14 protein-coding genes are annotated in these 17,774 nt (G+C 71.8%); 7 read left to right on the forward strand and 7 right to left on the reverse strand.

All coding sequences use genetic code 11. The annotated features are described in order from the left end of the window. Positions 1–114 precede the first annotated feature (114 nt). Together ligD and IOD16_RS23960 are read right to left on the reverse strand one after the other, a co-directional pair. A complete protein-coding gene (ligD, locus tag IOD16_RS23955; protein WP_328809358.1) occupies positions 115–1,215 on the reverse strand; it encodes a non-homologous end-joining DNA ligase in 1,101 nt (366 codons plus the stop codon). A gap of 186 nt (positions 1,216–1,401) precedes the next feature. Further along, on the reverse strand, positions 1,402–2,811 hold the full coding sequence (locus tag IOD16_RS23960; RefSeq protein WP_201436241.1) for a glycosyl hydrolase: 1,410 nt from the start codon (positions 2,809–2,811) through the stop codon (positions 1,402–1,404). Positions 2,812–3,032: 221 nt separating this feature from the next. On the opposite strand from IOD16_RS23960, the gene IOD16_RS23965 reads away from it, so the two are divergent. Further along, a complete protein-coding gene (locus IOD16_RS23965) occupies positions 3,033–4,166 on the forward strand; it encodes an ROK family transcriptional regulator (protein WP_236594322.1) in 1,134 nt (377 codons plus the stop codon). Positions 4,167–4,314: 148 nt separating this feature from the next. After that, positions 4,315–5,361, forward strand: a complete 1,047-nt coding sequence (locus tag IOD16_RS23970) for a LacI family DNA-binding transcriptional regulator (RefSeq protein WP_201436242.1) — start codon at positions 4,315–4,317, stop codon at positions 5,359–5,361. A 58-nt stretch (positions 5,362–5,419) separates the two neighbouring features. Here the strand turns inward: IOD16_RS23970 and IOD16_RS23975 are convergent, their stop codons facing one another. Beyond that, the gene (locus tag IOD16_RS23975; RefSeq protein ID WP_236594323.1) at positions 5,420–6,622 is read right to left on the reverse strand and encodes an extracellular catalytic domain type 1 short-chain-length polyhydroxyalkanoate depolymerase; all 1,203 of its coding nucleotides are present in this window, start codon (positions 6,620–6,622) and stop codon (positions 5,420–5,422) included. Between the two features lie 691 nt (positions 6,623–7,313). Between IOD16_RS23975 and IOD16_RS23980 the strand changes: the two genes are divergently transcribed. Further along, a complete protein-coding gene (locus IOD16_RS23980; RefSeq protein WP_201436243.1) occupies positions 7,314–8,915 on the forward strand; it encodes a glycoside hydrolase family 27 protein in 1,602 nt (533 codons plus the stop codon). Between the two features lie 151 nt (positions 8,916–9,066). Here IOD16_RS23980 and IOD16_RS23985 read toward each other — a convergent pair whose 3' ends face one another. After that, on the reverse strand, positions 9,067–10,200 hold the full coding sequence (locus IOD16_RS23985; RefSeq protein WP_201436244.1) for an epoxide hydrolase family protein: 1,134 nt from the start codon (positions 10,198–10,200) through the stop codon (positions 9,067–9,069). A 60-nt stretch (positions 10,201–10,260) separates the two neighbouring features. Between IOD16_RS23985 and IOD16_RS23990 the strand changes: the two genes are divergently transcribed. Beyond that, the gene (locus IOD16_RS23990) at positions 10,261–11,208 is read left to right on the forward strand and encodes a helix-turn-helix transcriptional regulator (protein ID WP_236594324.1); all 948 of its coding nucleotides are present in this window, start codon (positions 10,261–10,263) and stop codon (positions 11,206–11,208) included. A 113-nt stretch (positions 11,209–11,321) separates the two neighbouring features. Here IOD16_RS23990 and IOD16_RS23995 read toward each other — a convergent pair whose 3' ends face one another. After that, the gene (locus IOD16_RS23995; RefSeq protein ID WP_201436246.1) at positions 11,322–12,302 is read right to left on the reverse strand and encodes an alpha/beta fold hydrolase; all 981 of its coding nucleotides are present in this window, start codon (positions 12,300–12,302) and stop codon (positions 11,322–11,324) included. Positions 12,303–12,427: 125 nt separating this feature from the next. Here IOD16_RS23995 and IOD16_RS24000 point away from each other — a divergent pair, with 125 nt between their 5' ends. Beyond that, complete coding sequence (locus tag IOD16_RS24000; RefSeq protein ID WP_201436247.1) at positions 12,428–13,378, forward strand: helix-turn-helix transcriptional regulator; 951 nt, start codon at positions 12,428–12,430, stop codon at positions 13,376–13,378. 145 nt (positions 13,379–13,523) lie between these two features. On the opposite strand, the gene IOD16_RS24005 is transcribed toward IOD16_RS24000, so the two are convergent. Then, positions 13,524–13,856 (reverse strand): hypothetical protein, encoded by a 333-nt coding sequence (locus IOD16_RS24005; RefSeq protein ID WP_201436248.1) that lies wholly within the window; start codon positions 13,854–13,856, stop codon positions 13,524–13,526. Between the two features lie 505 nt (positions 13,857–14,361). Continuing rightward, positions 14,362–15,639, reverse strand: a complete 1,278-nt coding sequence (locus tag IOD16_RS24010; RefSeq protein WP_236594325.1) for a GAF domain-containing protein — start codon at positions 15,637–15,639, stop codon at positions 14,362–14,364. A 308-nt stretch (positions 15,640–15,947) separates the two neighbouring features. Between IOD16_RS24010 and IOD16_RS24015 the strand changes: the two genes are divergently transcribed. Together IOD16_RS24015 and IOD16_RS24020 are read left to right on the forward strand one after the other, a co-directional pair. Beyond that, positions 15,948–16,592 carry a hypothetical protein gene (locus IOD16_RS24015; protein WP_201436250.1) on the forward strand — a complete coding sequence of 215 codons (645 nt, stop codon included), beginning with the start codon at positions 15,948–15,950 and terminating at the stop codon, positions 16,590–16,592. Continuing rightward, positions 16,589–17,743 (forward strand): PrsW family intramembrane metalloprotease, encoded by a 1,155-nt coding sequence (locus IOD16_RS24020; RefSeq protein WP_201436251.1) that lies wholly within the window; start codon positions 16,589–16,591, stop codon positions 17,741–17,743. Before IOD16_RS24015 ends, IOD16_RS24020 begins: the two co-directional genes overlap by 4 nt. Positions 17,744–17,774 lie beyond the last annotated feature (31 nt).

A 17,774-nucleotide genomic window follows, 5' to 3' on the forward strand; every position in this document is an offset into this window, starting at 1 on the left:
TGGCCGGGAGCAGCACCGTGAGAGCAGATCGAGAGCCAATCCCAGTGCCCGTCCACCATAGAGCTCGCTTCCTGCCCGCCGTGACTCCCGCATCCACCACCCGCGAGGTGACGGTCAGTGGCCGGGGTGGTGGACTTCCCGTGGGGCGCGGTCGTCGCGCAGGCCGCGCCAGGACGGGTGACGCAGCCGGTGGTCGGTGGTCCAATTCCGGAACTCGACGTCGCCGACGAGCACCGGCTCGACCCACCGCGCGTCACGGGCGAACTCGCGCGGGACCGACGTGCCGAACGGGTTGCTCGAACGTTGCAGCCCGGCCAGCCGCTGCCGCAGGTCGGCCAGGGCCCGGTCGGTGAAGCCGGTGCCGACGTGCCCGACGAACACCAGGTCGGCCCCGTCGTAGGCGCCCAACAACAGCGAGCCGACCGTGCCCGAACGCCGTCCTCGTCCCGGCTTCCACCCGCCGACGACCACTTCCGCGGTCCGGCGCAGCGGTGTCTTGACCCAGGCCGGTGACCGTCGCCCCGGTTCGTAGCGGGAGGTGGCGCGTTTGCTGACGATGCCCTCCAGCTCGTACTGCCCCGCCACCCGCAGGATGGCCGCCGGCTCGGTGTCGGGGAAGCACGGCGGCACCTGGACCGCGTGCTCACCGGGCAACCGCAACCCGGTCAGCATCGCCCGCCGCTCCGCGTAGGGCAGGTTCCAGACGGAACGCCCGTCCAGCACCAGCAGGTCGAACACGTAGTAGGCAATCGGTGCCGCCCTCAGCGCCCGCACCCCGACCGTGTCGCCGGTGCGTCGTTGCAGCAGCTCGAAGCTGGGGCGCTGATCCGGACCGAGGGCGACGATCTCACCGTCGAGCACGACCGTGCGTCCTCCCACCACCTCCGGCAGCACCCGCAACTCCGGGAACCTGTCGGTCAGGTCCAGCTGGTTGCGGCTGAGCACCCGGACATCACCGCCCTGGCAGTACGCCACCCCGCGGTAGCCGTCCCACTTGAACTCCACCACCCAACCCGGGCCCGTCGGCGGATCGCCCGGCGTCGCGAGCATCGGCGCGATGATCGGCTGGTCACCGGGCACAACGGCCGCACGTCCCACCCCGACCACCTCCGGCACCGACAGGTAGTCATCGTCACCGGGAATCAGCCGCGGCGCGAGCGCACGACCGGCCAACAGCCACCTCCGCGCCACCCGCACCACACGATCGGCTGGCACGGGCACCGCGGGAGGTCATTGCGGCATGACCATCGGTACGAGCTCGCTCTGGCCGCAACTCGTCGCCGACTTGAACCACCTCTATGGGGCGACGCCCTGGGAACGCAGCCAACAGGAACCTTGGCCCTGCGGTCGCTGTGGCGGCCCGCCGTGGGACGACGGGCCGCCGTTGGTCGTGCACGAGGTCTACTTGAGGTTGGGCAGTTCGTCGCGGGTGACGACGTAGCTGTGGTTGTAGACCTTCTGGAGATGGCTGACGGAGTTGCTGACGGTGAGGTGGTTGCCGTGCCACGTGCCGAACAGCACCCAGCGGGTGTTGGTGGACTGCAACCGGTCGGGGTCGGGGATCGGCCCGTTCTCGTGCAGGGCGATCGGGACCGTGCCGCCGACGATGTTGCGCACGGCGTTGTACATGGAGTTCTGCGGGTCGTAGTTGCCGTCACCGGCGTAGGTGTCGGCCCCGCCGATGTCCACGACCGACTTGCCCGGGTAGAACGACGCCTGCGGCTGGCCGTTGTAGCCGTGCAGCCACACCAGGTTGTTCAGGCCCTTGGTGTTGGTGAAGTAGTTGTACATGAAGTTCCACAGCCGGTTGTACTGGCCGCCGCCCTCCTTGCTCCACCAGAACCACGTGCCGCCGGCCTCGTGGAACGGCCTCCAGATCACCGCCGCACCCGCGTTCTCCAACTGCTGGAGCATGGCCGCCGCCTGGTCGAGGCGGTCGATGAAGGAGCGGTACTCGGCCGTGCCCGACGTCAGCACGGCGTTGATCGACACCTGCATCTGGGTGCCCTCGTAGGTGTCCGGCTTGGTCGGCGCGCCCATGTGGTAGCCGATCATCGGGATGCCGCCCGCCTGCCACCACGCGATGGCCCGCGGCGCGAGGTCCTTGGAGTCACCGAAGTCCAGCGCCCGGATCGCCGGGTACCTGCCCGTGTTGTTCCGGATGTAGTTGATCTCGTAGTCCGGGCCGCCGATCCACGTCGACTCCTGCTGACCGGAGAGGATGTGGTTGCCGTACTGCGAGTGCACGTAGCACAGCAGCTTGCGGGCCTGCGCCGTGGCGTTCGGGTTGACCGGGTTCACCGAGCACTGCGGGTTCGGGCCGGGAGTGGTCCCGCCGGTGCGCCACTGCTGGTTGGCCTGGCCGTTGCAGTTCCAGGTGAGGACGGCCGCGCCGTTGGCGGTGCCCTGGTTCTCCACGTCCAGGCACAGGCCGGACTGGGTGGCGGTGATGCTGCCGTCGGAGTTGGCCCGGAAGCGCTGGTTGGCCTGGCCGTTGCAGGTCTGGATCGCCAGGCGGGCGCCGGGGGTGGTCGACTGGTTGGGCACGTCCAGGCAGCGCGAGCCACCGAAGACCCTCAGCTCCCCTGATGCGGAGAACTCCCACGCCTGGTTGGCCTGGCCGTTGCAGTCCCAGATGTCCACCGCCGTGCCGGCGGTCTGGGAGTTGCCGACCACGTCCAGGCACCTGTTCGACCCCGCTCCCACGAGCGGGGCGGGGGCGGCGTCGGCGGGAACACCGACCACGGTCAGGGCCGGGATGACCAGCGCGAGGGCGAGCAGGGCTCTGCCCGTGCGTCGTAGGGCGCGCATGCAATCTCCTTTGATCCACGCGGTGTGACGACGATGCGGTGCAGCACATTGTTAAGCTCAAGATGAAACAAAGTCAACGGTGTCGTGTGGGCACTCGACCGGCCCGTTGACGAGCGGCGACGGCTCAGACGCGCGCACGACGCCGGTAGCGTTCCGTCGCTCGCCGGGACGTCGCGCTGTCGACCGCGAGGGAGGACGACTACGGACGGTATCGTCGCGTCGTGACGTCGCCACCCCGTGCCGGCACCACGTCGACGTGGCCGGACCTGCCCGAAGCCGCCCGCGACGTGCTGCTGGACGTGCTGCTCCACGGCCCCGGGCCGCGCGCCGAGATAGCGCTCCGGCTGCGCCTGTCCCGGGCGACGCTCACCCGCGCGGCCAGGGCGCTCGTCGCGCACGGCCTGCTGGTCGAAGGCGGCACCGAACGGCGCTCCTCCACCGGCCGCCCGTCGGAGATCCTGCACGTGCGCGGCGAGGCACACCGCTTCCTCGGCGTGAAGCTCACCGCCGACCGCTGCTACGCCGCCGTGACCGACCTGACCGCCACGCCGTCCGAAGCCGTCGAGCAGCCGTTGCGCTCCACCGATCCCGACGAGGTGGTCGCCCGGATCGCCGCGATCGCGGCCGACCGGCCGGGGCTGACCGGCATCGGCATCACGCTCGGCGGCGTCGTGCGCGGCGGCGTCGTGGCCGACGCCGGGTTCCTGGGGTGGCGGGACGTGCCGCTCGCGTCGGCGGTGACCGGGGCGACCGGGCTGCCGGTGACCGCCGACAACGACGTGCAGGCCCTCACCTCGGCCGAGCACTGGTTCGGCGCCGGCGCGGGTGTCGACTCGATGGTGCTGATCACCATCGGCGCCGGCGTCGGTGTCGGCCTGGTCGTCGACGGCAGACTCGTCCAGGGCGCGCACGGGCTGCCGCCCCGCTTCGCCCACCTCCTCGTCGACCCCGCAGGGCCGCAGTGCGGCTACGGCCATCGCGGCTGCGCCTCCAGCTACCTGATGAGCCACGTCATCCTGCGGCGGCTCGACGGGTGCGCGACCTACGGCGAAGCGGTCGAGCGGGCCCGGGCCGGGGACCCGGACGCCGGACGGGTCTTCGCCGAAGCGGGCTACGCGCTCGGCATCCTCATCGGGCACGCCGCCAACTTCATCGACCCGGCCAAGATCCTGCTCACGGGCGACGGCCTGCCCCTCTACGGGATCGCTTCCGGGCAGGTGCGCGCGGGCATCGGGAACACCTACGAAGACGACCCCGCCCTGATCGACCTGGACGTGCGACCGTTCGACTTCGGCGAATGGGCGCGTGCCGCCGCGGCCCTCGCCATCAGGGCCGCGATCACCGGCGCCGCCTGATCCGACGAACTGGGGGGCAGCCGTCTCGTTGAACGTTCCATGAGCGGTGGCGGACGGCCGGGCCGGCCGACATCGGACGCTGTAACGGGTTAGCAACGTTGAGCGTTCAATGTGCCCAGGTCGTCACCGGCGGTGGATCATGGGGTCGGTGCGCGGAGGTGGAGAAGCGCCCGCAGGCGGTGCGGGCCGGACCAGACGGCGGATCGGCATCGTGGACGTGGCCGCCGCCGCGGGTGTGTCGCGGCAGACGGTGTCCAACGTGCTCAACGGTCGCGAGGCGTACTACTCCGCCGCCACCTTCGAGAACGTCACCGACGCCATGCGAAGGCTGGGCTACCAGCCCAACCGCGCCGCCCAGACGCTGCGCTCGCGGCGCACGATGCAGATCGGCTACCACATCTTCGGCGAGCAGCTGGACCGGGCGCAGGGCTTCACCCTGCACTTCCTGCTGTCCTTGATCAAGGCCGGCGCCGAGGTGAACCACCAGGTGCTGGTGTTCACCCACCACCGTGAAGATCCCCTCGGCGTCTTCGAAGACCTCGTCGCCCGCCACGCCGTGGACGCGGTCATCCTGTCGGAATCCGGCGTCGAGGACGAGCGGGCCCGCTTCCTGGCCGACAACCACATCCCCTTCGCCTGCTTCGGCCGCCTCGCGCCCGACCTGCCCCAGCACTGGGTCGACGTGGACAACGTGACGGGCATGGGCACGATCGTGGACATGCTCGTCGTCGAAGGCCACCGGCGGTTCGCCTACCTCGGCGCCGACGGCGACCAGTACTGGAAGACCGAACGCCTCGACGGCTTCACCCGCCGCCTGGCCCACCACCGGGTCCGCCTGCCCAAGACCTCGGTCTTCCGCGGCCCCGACCAGGGCGTCCGCCGTCGCGCACGCCAACTGCTCACCGGCAAGAACCCGCCCAGCGCCATCGTGACGGGCAGCGACGCCGTCGCCGCCGTCGTCATCGGCGTCGCGCACTCCCTCGGCCTCAAGGTCGGCACGGACGTGGCGGTCACCGGCTTCGACGGCGGTGGCGTCGCGTTGGCGACCGACCCCACCCTGACCGGCGCCCGCATCCCCGTCGAGCGCATCTCGCACGAGCTGGTCACCCGCTGCCTGCGCCAGGTCGAACGCGGCCACGACGACGACCCCGGCCTCCTGCTGCCCACCGAACTCGTGCGCGGCGGCAGCGCCTGACCGCGAGTGCCGCGCGCCGCCGGTCAGGGGCGCGGCGGCCGACGCCGGTGCCGGCGGGTCACACGCGGTTCCACTTCTGGTTGTTCTGGCCGTTGCAGGTCCACAGCCGCGCGGACGTGCCGTTGGTGGTCGAGCCGCCGGTGACTTCCAGGCACAGTCCCGAGGCCACGCCGGTGATCGAGCCGTCGGCGTTGAGCCGCCACTTCTGGTTGGCGCCCCCGTGGCACGTCCAGATGATCACCAGGGTGCCGGCGGTCGTGCCGGCGTTCTCCGCGTCGAGGCAGCGCCGGGACTCGCCGCTGTAGGCGGCGAGCTCCTGCGTCGTGGTGGACGTCCACTGCTGGTTGGGTCCGTTCCAGCAGTCCCACACCTGGAGCCGGGTGCCGGCGGTGGTGGACTGGTTCGGCACGTCCAGGCACTTCCCGGCGCCCACCGAGCGCAGCGGACCGGTGGCGCTGCCGCCACCGCCGCCGTCCAGCCCGAGGAAGGCGATGGCGTAGGCGAGCATCCCCGCCTGCGGCAGGGTGTGGCCGGTGCCGGTGATGCCGATGCCTTCCACCGTGGCCCTGGTGCCGGTGTCGCCGTAGCGGGTCCGCGTCCAGCTCGACTGCGGGCGGTCGGTGGAGGAGGGGGTCTGGCTCAAGCCGCGGAGGTTGGTCCACTGCTTGATCTCTTCGCCGAAGTTGCGGTAGGCCAGGGTGGTGTCCTGGTCGCCGTGCCACAGCTGCACCCTCGGGTAGGAGCCGGTGTAGCCGGGGTACATGGACCGGGCCAGGTCGCCCCACTCCTGCGGGGTCTTGACGACGTTCCCGCCGGAGCACTGGCTGTTCCACAGCGAGCCGTTGGTGGTCGCGAAGCACCCGGCGGGCACGCCGGAGAAGGCGGAGGCCGCGGCGAAGACGTCCGGGTACTGGGCCGCCAGCACGTTCGTCATCATCGCCCCGGACGAGAACCCGCTGACCACGATGCGGGCCGGGTCGACGTTGTGGCGCTGACGGGTCCAGCCGACCATGGACATGATGCCCGTGGAGTCGCCGCCGCCGTTGCGGGTCAGCCCGGCGCGGGTGGACACGTCGAAGCAGTGCCCGGTGCCGTCGAAGACCGCGCCGGCCGATCCGCCGCAGTACTGCACGAGGACCGGCGAGGCGGGACGAGGTGCCACGTTGTCGGGCACGTAGACGTACATGCCGAGGGTGGTGGGGTTGGCGCGGAAGTCGGTGACGCGGGTCAGCGTGGCGGCCGCCGCGGGCCCGGCCGACACCAGCGCCCCTCAGCGCACGTCGCCGCTCGCCGCGTCGGCGGGTGCGGGGCGGCAGGCGGCGGGCGCGGCGGCGTTCCGGCCACCGCGGGATGGCCGGGGTACGAGAAGTGGGTGCGAGAAGGGCGGTCGTGTCGTTGTGCGCGCGGTTCGGGAATCGGCTGCGCGACGAGCGCGTGGACCGAGGTCGCCACGAGTGCCGCACCGGATCGCGGGGCCGTGACCCGCGATCCGGTGTAGCCGCGGAGAGGCCGGCGAGTCAACGCACCACCTCAGCTCAATTGTTAGCGCTCACCTGCGGTTAATGTCGTCGAATTATCGTCGAATCACCTGGCCCCGAAATCGCATAGTCGCAGGTAGAAGCAGTTCTGCGGCGATAAGCGAACATGCCGTCTCACATGGATACCTCACGGCCACTAACGAGCGCTCCTTTTCCCGAGAAGCGTCTTGTGAGCGTGAACAACGGGTGCGACACTGTCTTTCGTCGAAGCCGGGCGCCGGTGACGGAGCCGCCCCGTCACAGCCCGCCGGCGGACCTGTCCAACCCGGAATTCCGGCGCACCGGGCAACGCTTCGCCCGACCGTGCGGCAGCACGGGTGGCAGCCGGAATGTCGTACGCACCGAGGAGTGAACCAGGTGACAGCAACACGACTTCCCCGCCCCCGCAGGGCGGCAACGCTGGTGGCGGCAGGCATGCTGCTGCTGTCCGCGGTGACGGCGGCGCTGCCCACGCCGTCCGCGCAGGCGTTGGAGAACGGTGTGGCGCGCACCCCGCCGATGGGGTGGAACTCGTGGAACACGTTCGGCTGCAACATCAACGAGACGTTGATCCGGCAGATGACCGACACGATGGCCGGTTCCGGGATGCGTGAGCTCGGCTACCAGTACGTGGTGGTGGACGACTGCTGGATGAACCCCAACCGCGACTCGTCGGGCAACCTCCAGGGCGACCCGAGCCGGTTTCCCAGCGGCATGAAGGCGCTGGGCGACTACATCCACTCCAAGGGCTTGAAGTTCGGCATCTACCAGGCGCCGCTGTCGGAGACGTGCGCGCAGTACTTCGACTCCTACCCCGGCTCGACGGGGGCCCTGAACCACGAGGAGCAGGACGCCCGGCAGTTCGCCGCGTGGGGTGTGGACTTCCTCAAGTACGACTGGTGCTCGCCCAGCGGCACGATCGACGACCAGGTGCGCACCTTCGCGAAGATGCGCGACGCCCTCAAGGCCGCCGGCCGGCCGATCGTCTACAGCATCAACTCCAACAGCATCCACGACAAGACCGGGCCCCGCCGCAACTGGAGCGACGTGGCCAACATGTGGCGCACCACCGAGGACATCACCAACAAGTGGGACACCGGGCAGACCAACGGCTACCCGATGGGCATCCAGAACATCGTCAACGTCACCGTGCCGCTCGCCTCCTACGCCGGACCGGGCGGTTTCAACGACCCCGACATGATGGAGGTCGGCCGCGGCGGCATGACCGACACCGAGATGCGCAGCCACTTCGCCCTGTGGGCGATCATGGCCTCACCGCTCATCGCCGGCAACGACCTGCGCAACATGAACGCCGCCACGACCACGATCCTCAAGAACGCCAACCTCATCGCCATCAACCAGGACAGCCTCGGCCTGCAGGCCCGGCAGATCTCCAACGACGGCACCCGCCGCGTCCTGGCCAAGCGGCTGGCCAACGGCAACGTCGCGGTCGCCCTGTTCAACCAGAGCGGCGGCACGACCACCGTCTCCACCACCGCGAGCGCCATCGGCCTGTCGGGCAGCTCGTTCACGCTGCGCGACGCCTGGACCAACGGCACCACCACCACCTCCGGCGCCATCTCGGCCAGCGTCCCGGCCCACGGCACGGCGGTGTACGTCGTCAGCGGCGGCGGGGGCCCCGTGCCCACGTCGTTCTCCCTGGTGAGCCAGAACTCCGGCCGCTGCCTGGACATCCCCGGCAGCACGCCGACCAACGGCGCCCTGGCCCAGATCTGGGACTGCAACAGCCAGACCAACCAGCGCTTCACCACGACCACGGCCGGTGAGCTGCGCGCCTACGACGGCGCCAAGTGCCTGGACGTCTACAACCAGGGCACGGCCAACGGCACCGCCGTGACGTTGTGGGACTGCAACGGCCAGGCCAACCAGCAGTTCCGCCTCAACTCCGACGGCAGCGTGACCGCGGTGGCGTCGGGCAGGTGCCTGGACGTCAACGGCGGCGCCACCGCCAACGGCACGAAGGTCATCATCTGGGACTGCCACGGCGGCACCAACCAGAAGTGGACCCGCACCTGACCTTCGGCGCGACCACGGCCTTCGGGTTCGCCACCGACCGGAACCGCACAGGTCGCGGCGGTGCGGGAGCGTCACGCTCCCGCACCGCCGCGACAACCGTGCCCGGCACCCGCGGGAGAGACCTCGACCGCCGACACCAGGCGCTGTGGGGTCACCGCAGTGCGGTGAAGAACGCCCGGATGTCGTCGACCACGGTCTCCGGGACCTCGAGCGCGGCGAAGTGGCCGCCCTGCTCGAAACGGCTCCAGTGCACGATGTTCGAGTTGTCCCGCTCCGCGAACACCCTGATGGTCTGGAAGTCGTCGGCGAACACGGCCACGCCGGTCGGGGCGGCGTTCACCGGGGCGGGCTCGTCGGCGGGGGCGGCCGCGTTGTCGAAGTAGGACCGGGCCATGCCCGCGGCGGCGTTCGCGAACCAGTTGACGGACACCTCGGTGAGGATGGTCTCCAGCGGCACCAGGGACGTGCCGTTGCCGAAGGAGTTGAACAGCTCGCTGTAGGCGAGCATCCCGATCGGCGAGTCGCTGAGCCCGGCCGCGACCGTCTGCGGCCTGCTGGCGTTCATCGTGTTGTAGCCGCCGACCTTCTGGAACCACCGCATGTGCTCCAGACCGGCGTAGTCCCGCGGTTCGAGTCGTTCGAACTCCGCGGGGTCGCCCGACGGGAAGGAGAACAGCTGCAGCACGTGCAACCCCAGGAAACCCTCCGGGGCGAGGATGCCGAGCTCACGGGCGACCATCGCGCCGTGGTCGGAGCCGTGGACCCCGTAGCTCTGGTAGCCGAGCCTGCGCATGAGGGTGTCGTAGGCGCGGGCCACGCGGGCGGTGGTCCAGCCCGATTCGGTGACCGGGTTGGAGAAGCCGTAACCGGGCGCGTCCGGCACGACGACGTGGAACGCGTCCTCGGCCCGCCCGCCGTGGGCGACGGGGTCGGTGAGCCTGCCGATCACGTCGAGGTAGTCGACCGACGAGCCCGGGTAGGTGTGCGCGAGCAGCAGCGGCGTCGCGCCCTCGTGCGGCGACTCGACGTGGATGAAGTGGATCGGCTGGTCCTCGATCTCGGTGATGAAGTGCGCGTGGGCGTTGACCCGCTCCTCGGCGGCCCGCCAGTCGAACGCGCGCCACGCCGTCACGGCCTCCCGCAGGTAGTGGTTGGGGGTGCCGTGCTCCCAGGTGTCGCCCGGCGCCGGCTGCGGCAGGCGGGTGCGGTCGAGGCGCCCGGTCAGGTCGTCCAGCTCGGCCTGGGTGACCTCGATGCGGAAGGGGCGGATCTCCGTGTTCGTCATGGCACAGACGCTAGAGTGCATATAGGAATGGTTCGTTCCTATAAGTCGGAGGTCGTCGCAGTGACCGCGGACACATCGGCGCGGCTCCTCGCGCTCCTGGCGCTGTTGCAGTCACGCCCGTCGTGGAGCGGCGCCGAACTCGCCGACCGGCTGGGCGTCACGACCCGCACCATCCGCAACGACGTGGAACGCCTCCGCGTGCTCGACTACCCGGTCCGGGCCACCCGCGGCGCGACGGGCGGCTACCGGCTCGGAGCGGGCGGCAAGCTCCCCCCGCTGCTCCTGGACGACGAGGAGGCGGTCGCCGTGGTGATCGGGTTGCGCGCCGGCCGCGGCATCGCCGGGCTCGAGACCTCCAGCGCCCGCGCGCTGGCGAAGCTCGAACAGGTCCTGCCGCCGCGCCTGCGGCCGACGGTGGAGGCGCTGGCCTCGGTCGTCGACCACGCGCCGGAGAACACCGACACCGACGCCCCGGACCCCGAGGTCGACCCGGCCGTGCTGCGCACCATCGCGACCGCGATCCACGACGTCGAGTGGTTCCGCTTCGACTACCGCGACGCCTCGCTGCTCGTCGAGCCCTACCGCCTGCTCGCCTGGAAGCGGCGCTGGTACCTCGTGGCCCGCGACCCGTCCAGTGGCGAGTGGGACGTCTACCGGGCCGACTGGATCACGCCACGCATGCGCACCCACCGCCGTTTCGCCCCCACCACGCTCCCCGACGAGGACTACACGAGCTTCACCATGCGCCGTGTCGCCTCCAGCGGCTGGCAGGTGCACGCACGCCTGCGGATCGACGCGCCGGCCCAGGCCGTCCTCGACCGCATCCACCCCGCCGTCGGTGTGGTCGAGACCGTCACCGACACCACCTCGGTCCTCGTCACCGGCGCCGACTCGCTGGACACGATCGCCGCCTACATCGGCATGCTGAACATGGACTTCACCATCGAGTCGCCCAGCGAGCTCAGGCCGCTGCTGCGGACCCTCGCCGAGCGCTACGCCCGCGCCTGACCACCCCGGCGGCGCGCCTCACGGGCCGACGAGGCATCCGGTCAAGGCCGATCACGCCGCGAACCGGCGCGAGCGAACCGTGCGACACCGAGCGACCGTCGCCGTCGCGGCGATCAACGCAGGGCTCCGACCCCCGTGCCGGACGCGCCTTGGGCGGCAGCCCGCCCGGCCAGCCACTCCAGGATCGCCCGGTTCGTCTCGTCCGGCTTCTCCTGCTGGATCCAGTGACCGCAGTCCAGGCCGACCACCTCCACGTTCGGCACGAACTCCGCCAGTCGCCCGGCCCTCAGGACCGTGTCGCGGTCGCCGTAGACCATGAGCGCGGGCTGCCGGACGACCGGGTCCGCGTCGGCCAGCAGGCGCCAGTTGCGGTCGAGGTTCCGGTACCAGTTGATGCTGCCCGTGAAGCCCGTCGACTCGAAGGCGGAGACGAAGACGGCCAGTTCGCCGTCGCTCATGACCGGCTCGCCGAGGGGCGTCTCCGCCCTGGCGAGGTCGATCATCGCCATGCCCGGCTGAGGCGGCGCCGGGGGCTGGTTCTTGCGGAACAGGTTGCGCAGGAACCGGGCCGCGTGCTCGTCGAGCACGGCGTCCGCGACGCCCGGCTGCCGGTTGAAGTGGACGAAGTAGAAGTCGGCGCCGAGCACGGCCTCCATGGACTCGATCCACGGCACCTCTCCGCGCTCCTGGTAGGGCAGGCTCAGCGCCACCACGCCGTTCACCCGGTTCGGGTGCAGCAGGGTCAGGCCCCAGACCACGAACGCGCCCCAGTCGTGGCCGACGAAGGTGGCGTCCTCGTAGCCGTAGTGGTCGAGCAGCGCGACGAGGTCGCCCGACAGGTGCTCGATGTCGTAGTCCGCCACGTCGGCAGGACGGGACGAGTTGCCGTAGCCCCGCTGGTTCGGGACGATGACGTGGTAGCCCGCCGCGGCCAGGGCCGGCACTTGGTGGCGCCAGGAGAAGGCGTGCTCCGGCCAGCCGTGACACAGCACGATGGGCTTCCCCGCGTTCTCGCGGCCCGCTTCGAAGACCTCGAGTTCCACGCCGTTGACGCGGACGAGGGTGGGTTCGGGGAAGTCGGTCGGAGTGGACATCGCGTTTCCTGTCTGTCATGGGGACGTCAGCGCCGGCGCGGCCGACGGCTGATGCGGTCGTGCCGCCATCGTGCCGACCGAAACAGGTCACCCCGTGACCGGTTTTCTGTGCGAGTGTCGGCGGTGTGCGAGCCGACCGGTTGATGGCCCTCCTCCTGCTGCTGCAACAGCGCGAGCAGCTGACAGCGGCGGACGTCGCCCGGGAGCTGGAGGTGTCCGAGCGCACCGCCCGCCGTGACTTCGACGCCCTGGCCATGGCCGGCGTGCCCGTCTACTCGATCCAGGGCCGGGGCGGCGGCTGGCGGCTCGTGGGCGGCGCCCGCACCGACCTGTCCGGGCTGACCGCGAGCGAGGCCCGAGCCTTGTTCCTGGTCGCCGGCCCGGCTTCGGCGGCGACGCCGGCCGTGAAAGCGGCGCTGCGCAAGCTCGTCCGCGCCCTGCCGGAGCCCTTCCGGGTGCAGGCCGAGGCGGCGGCGGCGTCGTTCGTCACGGACCCGCAACGGTGGGGGTCGGGCCCGGTCGAGCGCCGGCCGCCGCCTCGCTTCCTCGACGTGCTCCAGGACGCGGTGATCCGCGGCGTCCAGGTGCGCCTCGGCTACGTCGACGGCAACGGCGCCGAAACCGAGCGGACCACCCACCCGCTGGGCATCGTCGCCAAGGGCTCGTCGTGGTACCTCGTCGGCAACACCGACGCCGGCCGGCGGACCTTCCGGATCGACCGCGTGTCGTCCGCCGACCCGACCGACGACCCCGTGCTCCGACCCGACGACTTCGACCTCGCCGAGAGCTGGCGCGAGATCGCCGACGAGGTCGAACGCAGGCGGACGCCCCTCGAGATCCAGGCGACCTGCGCGCCCGACGGGATGGCCCGGCTCCGGATGGTGCTCGGCGACCGGCTCGAGGTCGGAGGTTCCACGACCGACGGCCTCATCGAGGTCGTGATCCGCGGCTACAACGAGTACGCGCTCGCCGGCGAGCTCGCCGGGATGGTCGAATGGATCGAGATCACCGGTCCCGCGGGTGTGCGAGACCACTTGGCCCGCATCGGCACCGCACTCGTCGAACGGTACGGCTGAGACCTGCCCGTCGCTGCCGCGGCGTGGTCGGCAGGCGGGTCGGAGCGGGACTCCACCCGTCGTCGACAGCGAGTCGATCGACTAGGACGGCCGCAGGGCCCTCACCGGCGCGCGTCGGGTTGCGGCGCGCGCCGGTGACAGCCGTTCACAGCCGGCGGCGGCCTCGACCCCGCAGTCGAGCGCGGAGCACCGCGTGCCGGGCCCCGGTGCCCAGGTGCCGCTCCCGTCGGGCTCGGACGCGGCCTCGCCGGGTGGTGTGGTGGCCGCGGCCGGACGACGGGCCGTGGACGTGCTCGTCGCCCTCGAACACCCGCCGCCGGTCGCGGTCGGGCAGGGGGACGGGGATGCGTTCGCGGAGGAGTGCCCTCGGTGTGCGGGCGCCGGGTAGGCCGAGGTGGTCGACCACCCAGAGCGCTGCGCGGTCGATGCCGGGCCCGGGACGTTCCGCGGGCAGGACGGTACGGCGGAGTTCGCTCATGATCTCCGTGACTCCAGTGCTCGTGCAGGAGGCGTGGTGCGGCGCATCGCCTCGGGACCAGTGGTGTGCGGCCGGCGCCGATCACGCGGCGCGGGCTTCGAACGGCACGGCGGAGGGCGGCGGGGAGTCGCTCGAACCCGCCGTCGGCCTCTCCGGACGTCACTGGTCACTGCTGCATGCCGGCCATGATGGTCAACCCGCCGACCGCCGGTCAACGGGGTTTCCGGGGGACCCCGCCCGGGTCGACGCCATCGCCAGTCCCGGGCACCCGCCACCTACGAGCACTCCGCCGACGCGCTGTTCACCGAAGCCGGAACGTCACCGGCAAGCTCCTCAGGGACGACGACTACGGGAACTCGGTTTCCCGCCGGCCATGCCGGGTGACGACCGCACCGTCTCCCAGACCTACCTCCTCGGCCGTCCCGCGTACGAACGCGACCGCCGCGCACGCGGAGCAGAGGTCGCGGCGGTGTGAACGGGAGCGGGCCGACCGGGGCGGCGGCGTTCACCCGGTGCGCGGGTCCCCCGCCTGTCGTGCCCGGAGGGGTCGGCGGTTGAGGTAGGCGGCCAGGCCGCCGAGCTCCTCGTTGGCGATGAAGGCCGACCGCACGTTGAGGAGGGCTTCCTCGGCGTGGGCGTGGCAGCCCCACGCCGCGTCGCCCCAGGCGTCGGCGACCTTGAGCTCGGCCGGTGCGGCGCACCCGTCGGCGCCGCCGAGCGCGCACTGCCGGGGATGCGGCGCGGCGGCCTGCGCGGCTTCGGCGGCGTGCATCCGGTCGGCCAGCTCCGCCGCGGCTTCGGCGCGCTGCTCCGCTTCGGCGCGGAGCTCCTGCTCGGCGCGCATCGCCTTGGTCAGCTCGGCGTGCGCCGCTTCGGCGCGGGTCTCGGCGTCACGGCGGGCCTGCTCGGTGTGGTGGCGTTCGATGGCCAGGGCCGCGGTGCCGGCGAAGACGCGGGCCAGGGCGAGGTCGGAGTCCTGCGGGGCGCGCGGGGCGCGGTGGTACATGGCGAAGGTGCCCAGCAGGCTCCCGTCGCGGGCCAGGATCGGGGTGGACCAGCACGCGGCGAGCCCGGCCCGGTCGGCCAGGTCCCGGAAGTCGTCCCAGAACGGGTCGGTGGCGATGTCGGTGACCACGACCGACTCCCGCCGGTGGGCGGCCGTGCCGCACGAGCCGACGCCCTCGCCGGTGGCGATCCCGTCGATGGCCCGGTTGTAGAAGTCGGGCAGGCTGGGCGCGGCGCCGTGGCGCAGGCGCCGGCCGTCGGGTTCGGCGAGCAGGACCGAGACGAGCACCTCCTGCGGGGCGAGGTCCTCGATGCAGCGGGCCATCCCGTCGAGGACCTCGGTCAGCGGCGCCTGCCGGGCGATCTGCTCGAGCAGGGCGCGGTGCTCGGCCATCAGGTGCTGGGCGTGCTTGACCTGGGTGGTCTCCACGCCGATCACCCGGACCCCGACGACCTCGCCCCCGCCGTCGCGGCGCGGCTCGTAGGTGAAGTCGAAGAACGCCTCCCGCGCGTGCGGGCCGGCGCCGAGCACGACCCGAACGTCACGACCGGTGCAGGGCTCACCGGTGCGGTAGACCTCGTCGAGCAGGGCGGTGAAACCCTGACCGGCCAGTTCCGGCATCAGGTCCACCAGCGGGACGCCGGTGCGCGCCCGGTGCTCGCCGATGGCGGCGAAGAACGCCGGGTTCGCCGTCTCCACCACGTGCGCCGGACCCGTCAGGGAGGCGAACACGGCGATGGACTGCCCGAACAGGACCCGCAGGTCCTCCCCGGCCACCTGCCCGGCCACCTCAGACCCCGCGGCGAAGGGTCCCTGCTCTGGCGCCGCTGTCATCGAGTGATCCATTTCTCGCCTGTGGTGCCCGAATACCGGCGCCGTAAACACGCGGGGGCGAGGTTGTTCCCGGGCCGGACACCGTGCCCCGGCACAGCAGTCCGGGACGGGCACCCGTCCCGTGGATCACGACAGGTCGGACTGGTCCGGAAGGAGCACGCGACGATCCATCATGCGGGTGAGTGCGCGGCGTGCCTACAGTACGGCGGGCCCTCCCCCAGGAGCGCCTGGTCGGGCCGAGAGGAGTCGCCGTGGCCGCTGGTGCGCAGGGATCCCCGCCCGGGTGGGTGCCGGTCGAGCACCGCGTCCTCGGACTCGACCGGCGGACGTTCACGCCCGCCCTCGTCGTCCTGGTGGTCGCGCTGGCGCTGGGCTACGGGCTCGCGGCGCTCAACGCGGCGATCCCCTGGCACAACGAGGTCCGGGCCGGTGACGTGCTGGACCTGGGTGACGGCGCGACGGCCGTGCCGCCGGTCGGCTGGCACCTGGAGAGCGGCACGCTGGTCGGCCGAGGACAGGAGAGCCCGGTCCGGCTCCAGGCGCTGCTGGCTTCAGGCGGAGCGACGGTGGAGCTGCGCGGTGCGGCCTTCGAAGGTACCGCGGAGGCGTTCCTCGACCAGGTGCGGCGCTCGCAGGGCGACGACGTGCGCGGTGTGAGCGGGTCGCGCGCCACGCTCACCACCGACGCGGGAGTGGTGGGCGTCGCGCAGAGCGCCACGGGGCCGGGCGGAGACGGGCTCGACGTGGCGTTCAAGGTGGCCGTCGGCGCGGACGGGCCGGCCGAGGCGGCGCCCGCGCTGCTGGTGCGGGTCCGCACCGCGCCGGGCCAGTTCGAGCGCTACCGGGGCGGCGTGACCGCACTGCTGCGCAGCATCACGCCGGGAGGGGGACGATGACCGACGTCGCCGCGGGCAAGGCGGCCCGGCTAGTCGCGATCGAGCAGTCCGGGTGGGGCCTGCCGTTCCGGTTCCTCCAGCCGCACAACGCGGCGTTCTGGGTGTACGTGCTCGGTGTCGGCGGCGGCGCGCTGACGATGCTGCGCTACTTCGCCCAGGGCGGCGGGTTCTACGCGCCGGCGCTGACCGGGGGCGTGCTGCTGTTCGGGCTCTACCTGGTGCCCTGGCTGCTGCTCCTGCGCCACCACAACCGCTACACCCGCCAACCGGCGGGTCTGCTGGCGACCGGGTTCGTCTGGGGTGGCGTCGCCGCGACGTTCTGGATCGCGCTGCCGGCCAACACCGCGTTGCTCGACATCTGGGCGAAGGTCGGCGGCACCGCGTTCGCCGCCGACTGGGCGGCCGGGCTGACCGCGCCGATCACCGAGGAGTTCGCCAAGGCGCTCGGGCTGGTGCTGCTCATCGGCCTGGCACCGCGCCTGGTCCGCAGCGCCTACGACGGGTTCATCATCGGCGCGTTCACCGGCCTGGGGTTCCAGGTCTTCGAAGACGTCCTGTACGTGTTCAACGGCGCCACGCAGAGCTTCGGCGTCGACCAGTTCGGCTCGTCGCTGCACGTGTTCCTCCTGCGCGGCGCGTCCGGGATCGTGTCGCACGCGTTGTTCAGCGCGATCTTCTGCGCGGGCCTGATGTGGGTGCTGGGCCGCGCGCCCGGCGAGCGCGACGTGCCGCGCGGCGTGCTGACCATGCTCACGGCGATGGTCTTCCACTTCGCCTGGGACGACATGGCCGCCATCAGCGGCGGTGGAGCGCTGTTCTTCCTCGTGCTGCCGCTCGTCGTGGTCGTCGAACTGGCGACCCTGTTCCACGTCCTGCGGCACGCCGCGGGACGCGAACGCGCGTGGGTCAGGGACCTGCTCGGACCGGAGGTCGCGACGGGCGCCGTCGACCCGCCCCTGCTCGACGCGGTCAGCGGCCTGCGCAAGCAGCGCAAGGCCTACCGCAAGCACCTGCGCAGCCGACGCCGGGCACGGCACCTGATCGAGGGCGCACAGGACCTCGCCCACGAGATCGCCCGCTCAGGCGGCGAGGAGACACCCCCGGTCGCCCACGCCCGGGCCGAACTCCTCCGTCTCCGCGCCACCCCCTGACCCGCGGCACCGACCTGTCCGGCCGGGCCGG

Origin of the sequence: Saccharothrix sp. 6-C (genome assembly GCF_016695385.1) — a bacterium.
Classification (GTDB): domain Bacteria; phylum Actinomycetota; class Actinomycetes; order Mycobacteriales; family Pseudonocardiaceae; genus Actinosynnema; species Actinosynnema texasense.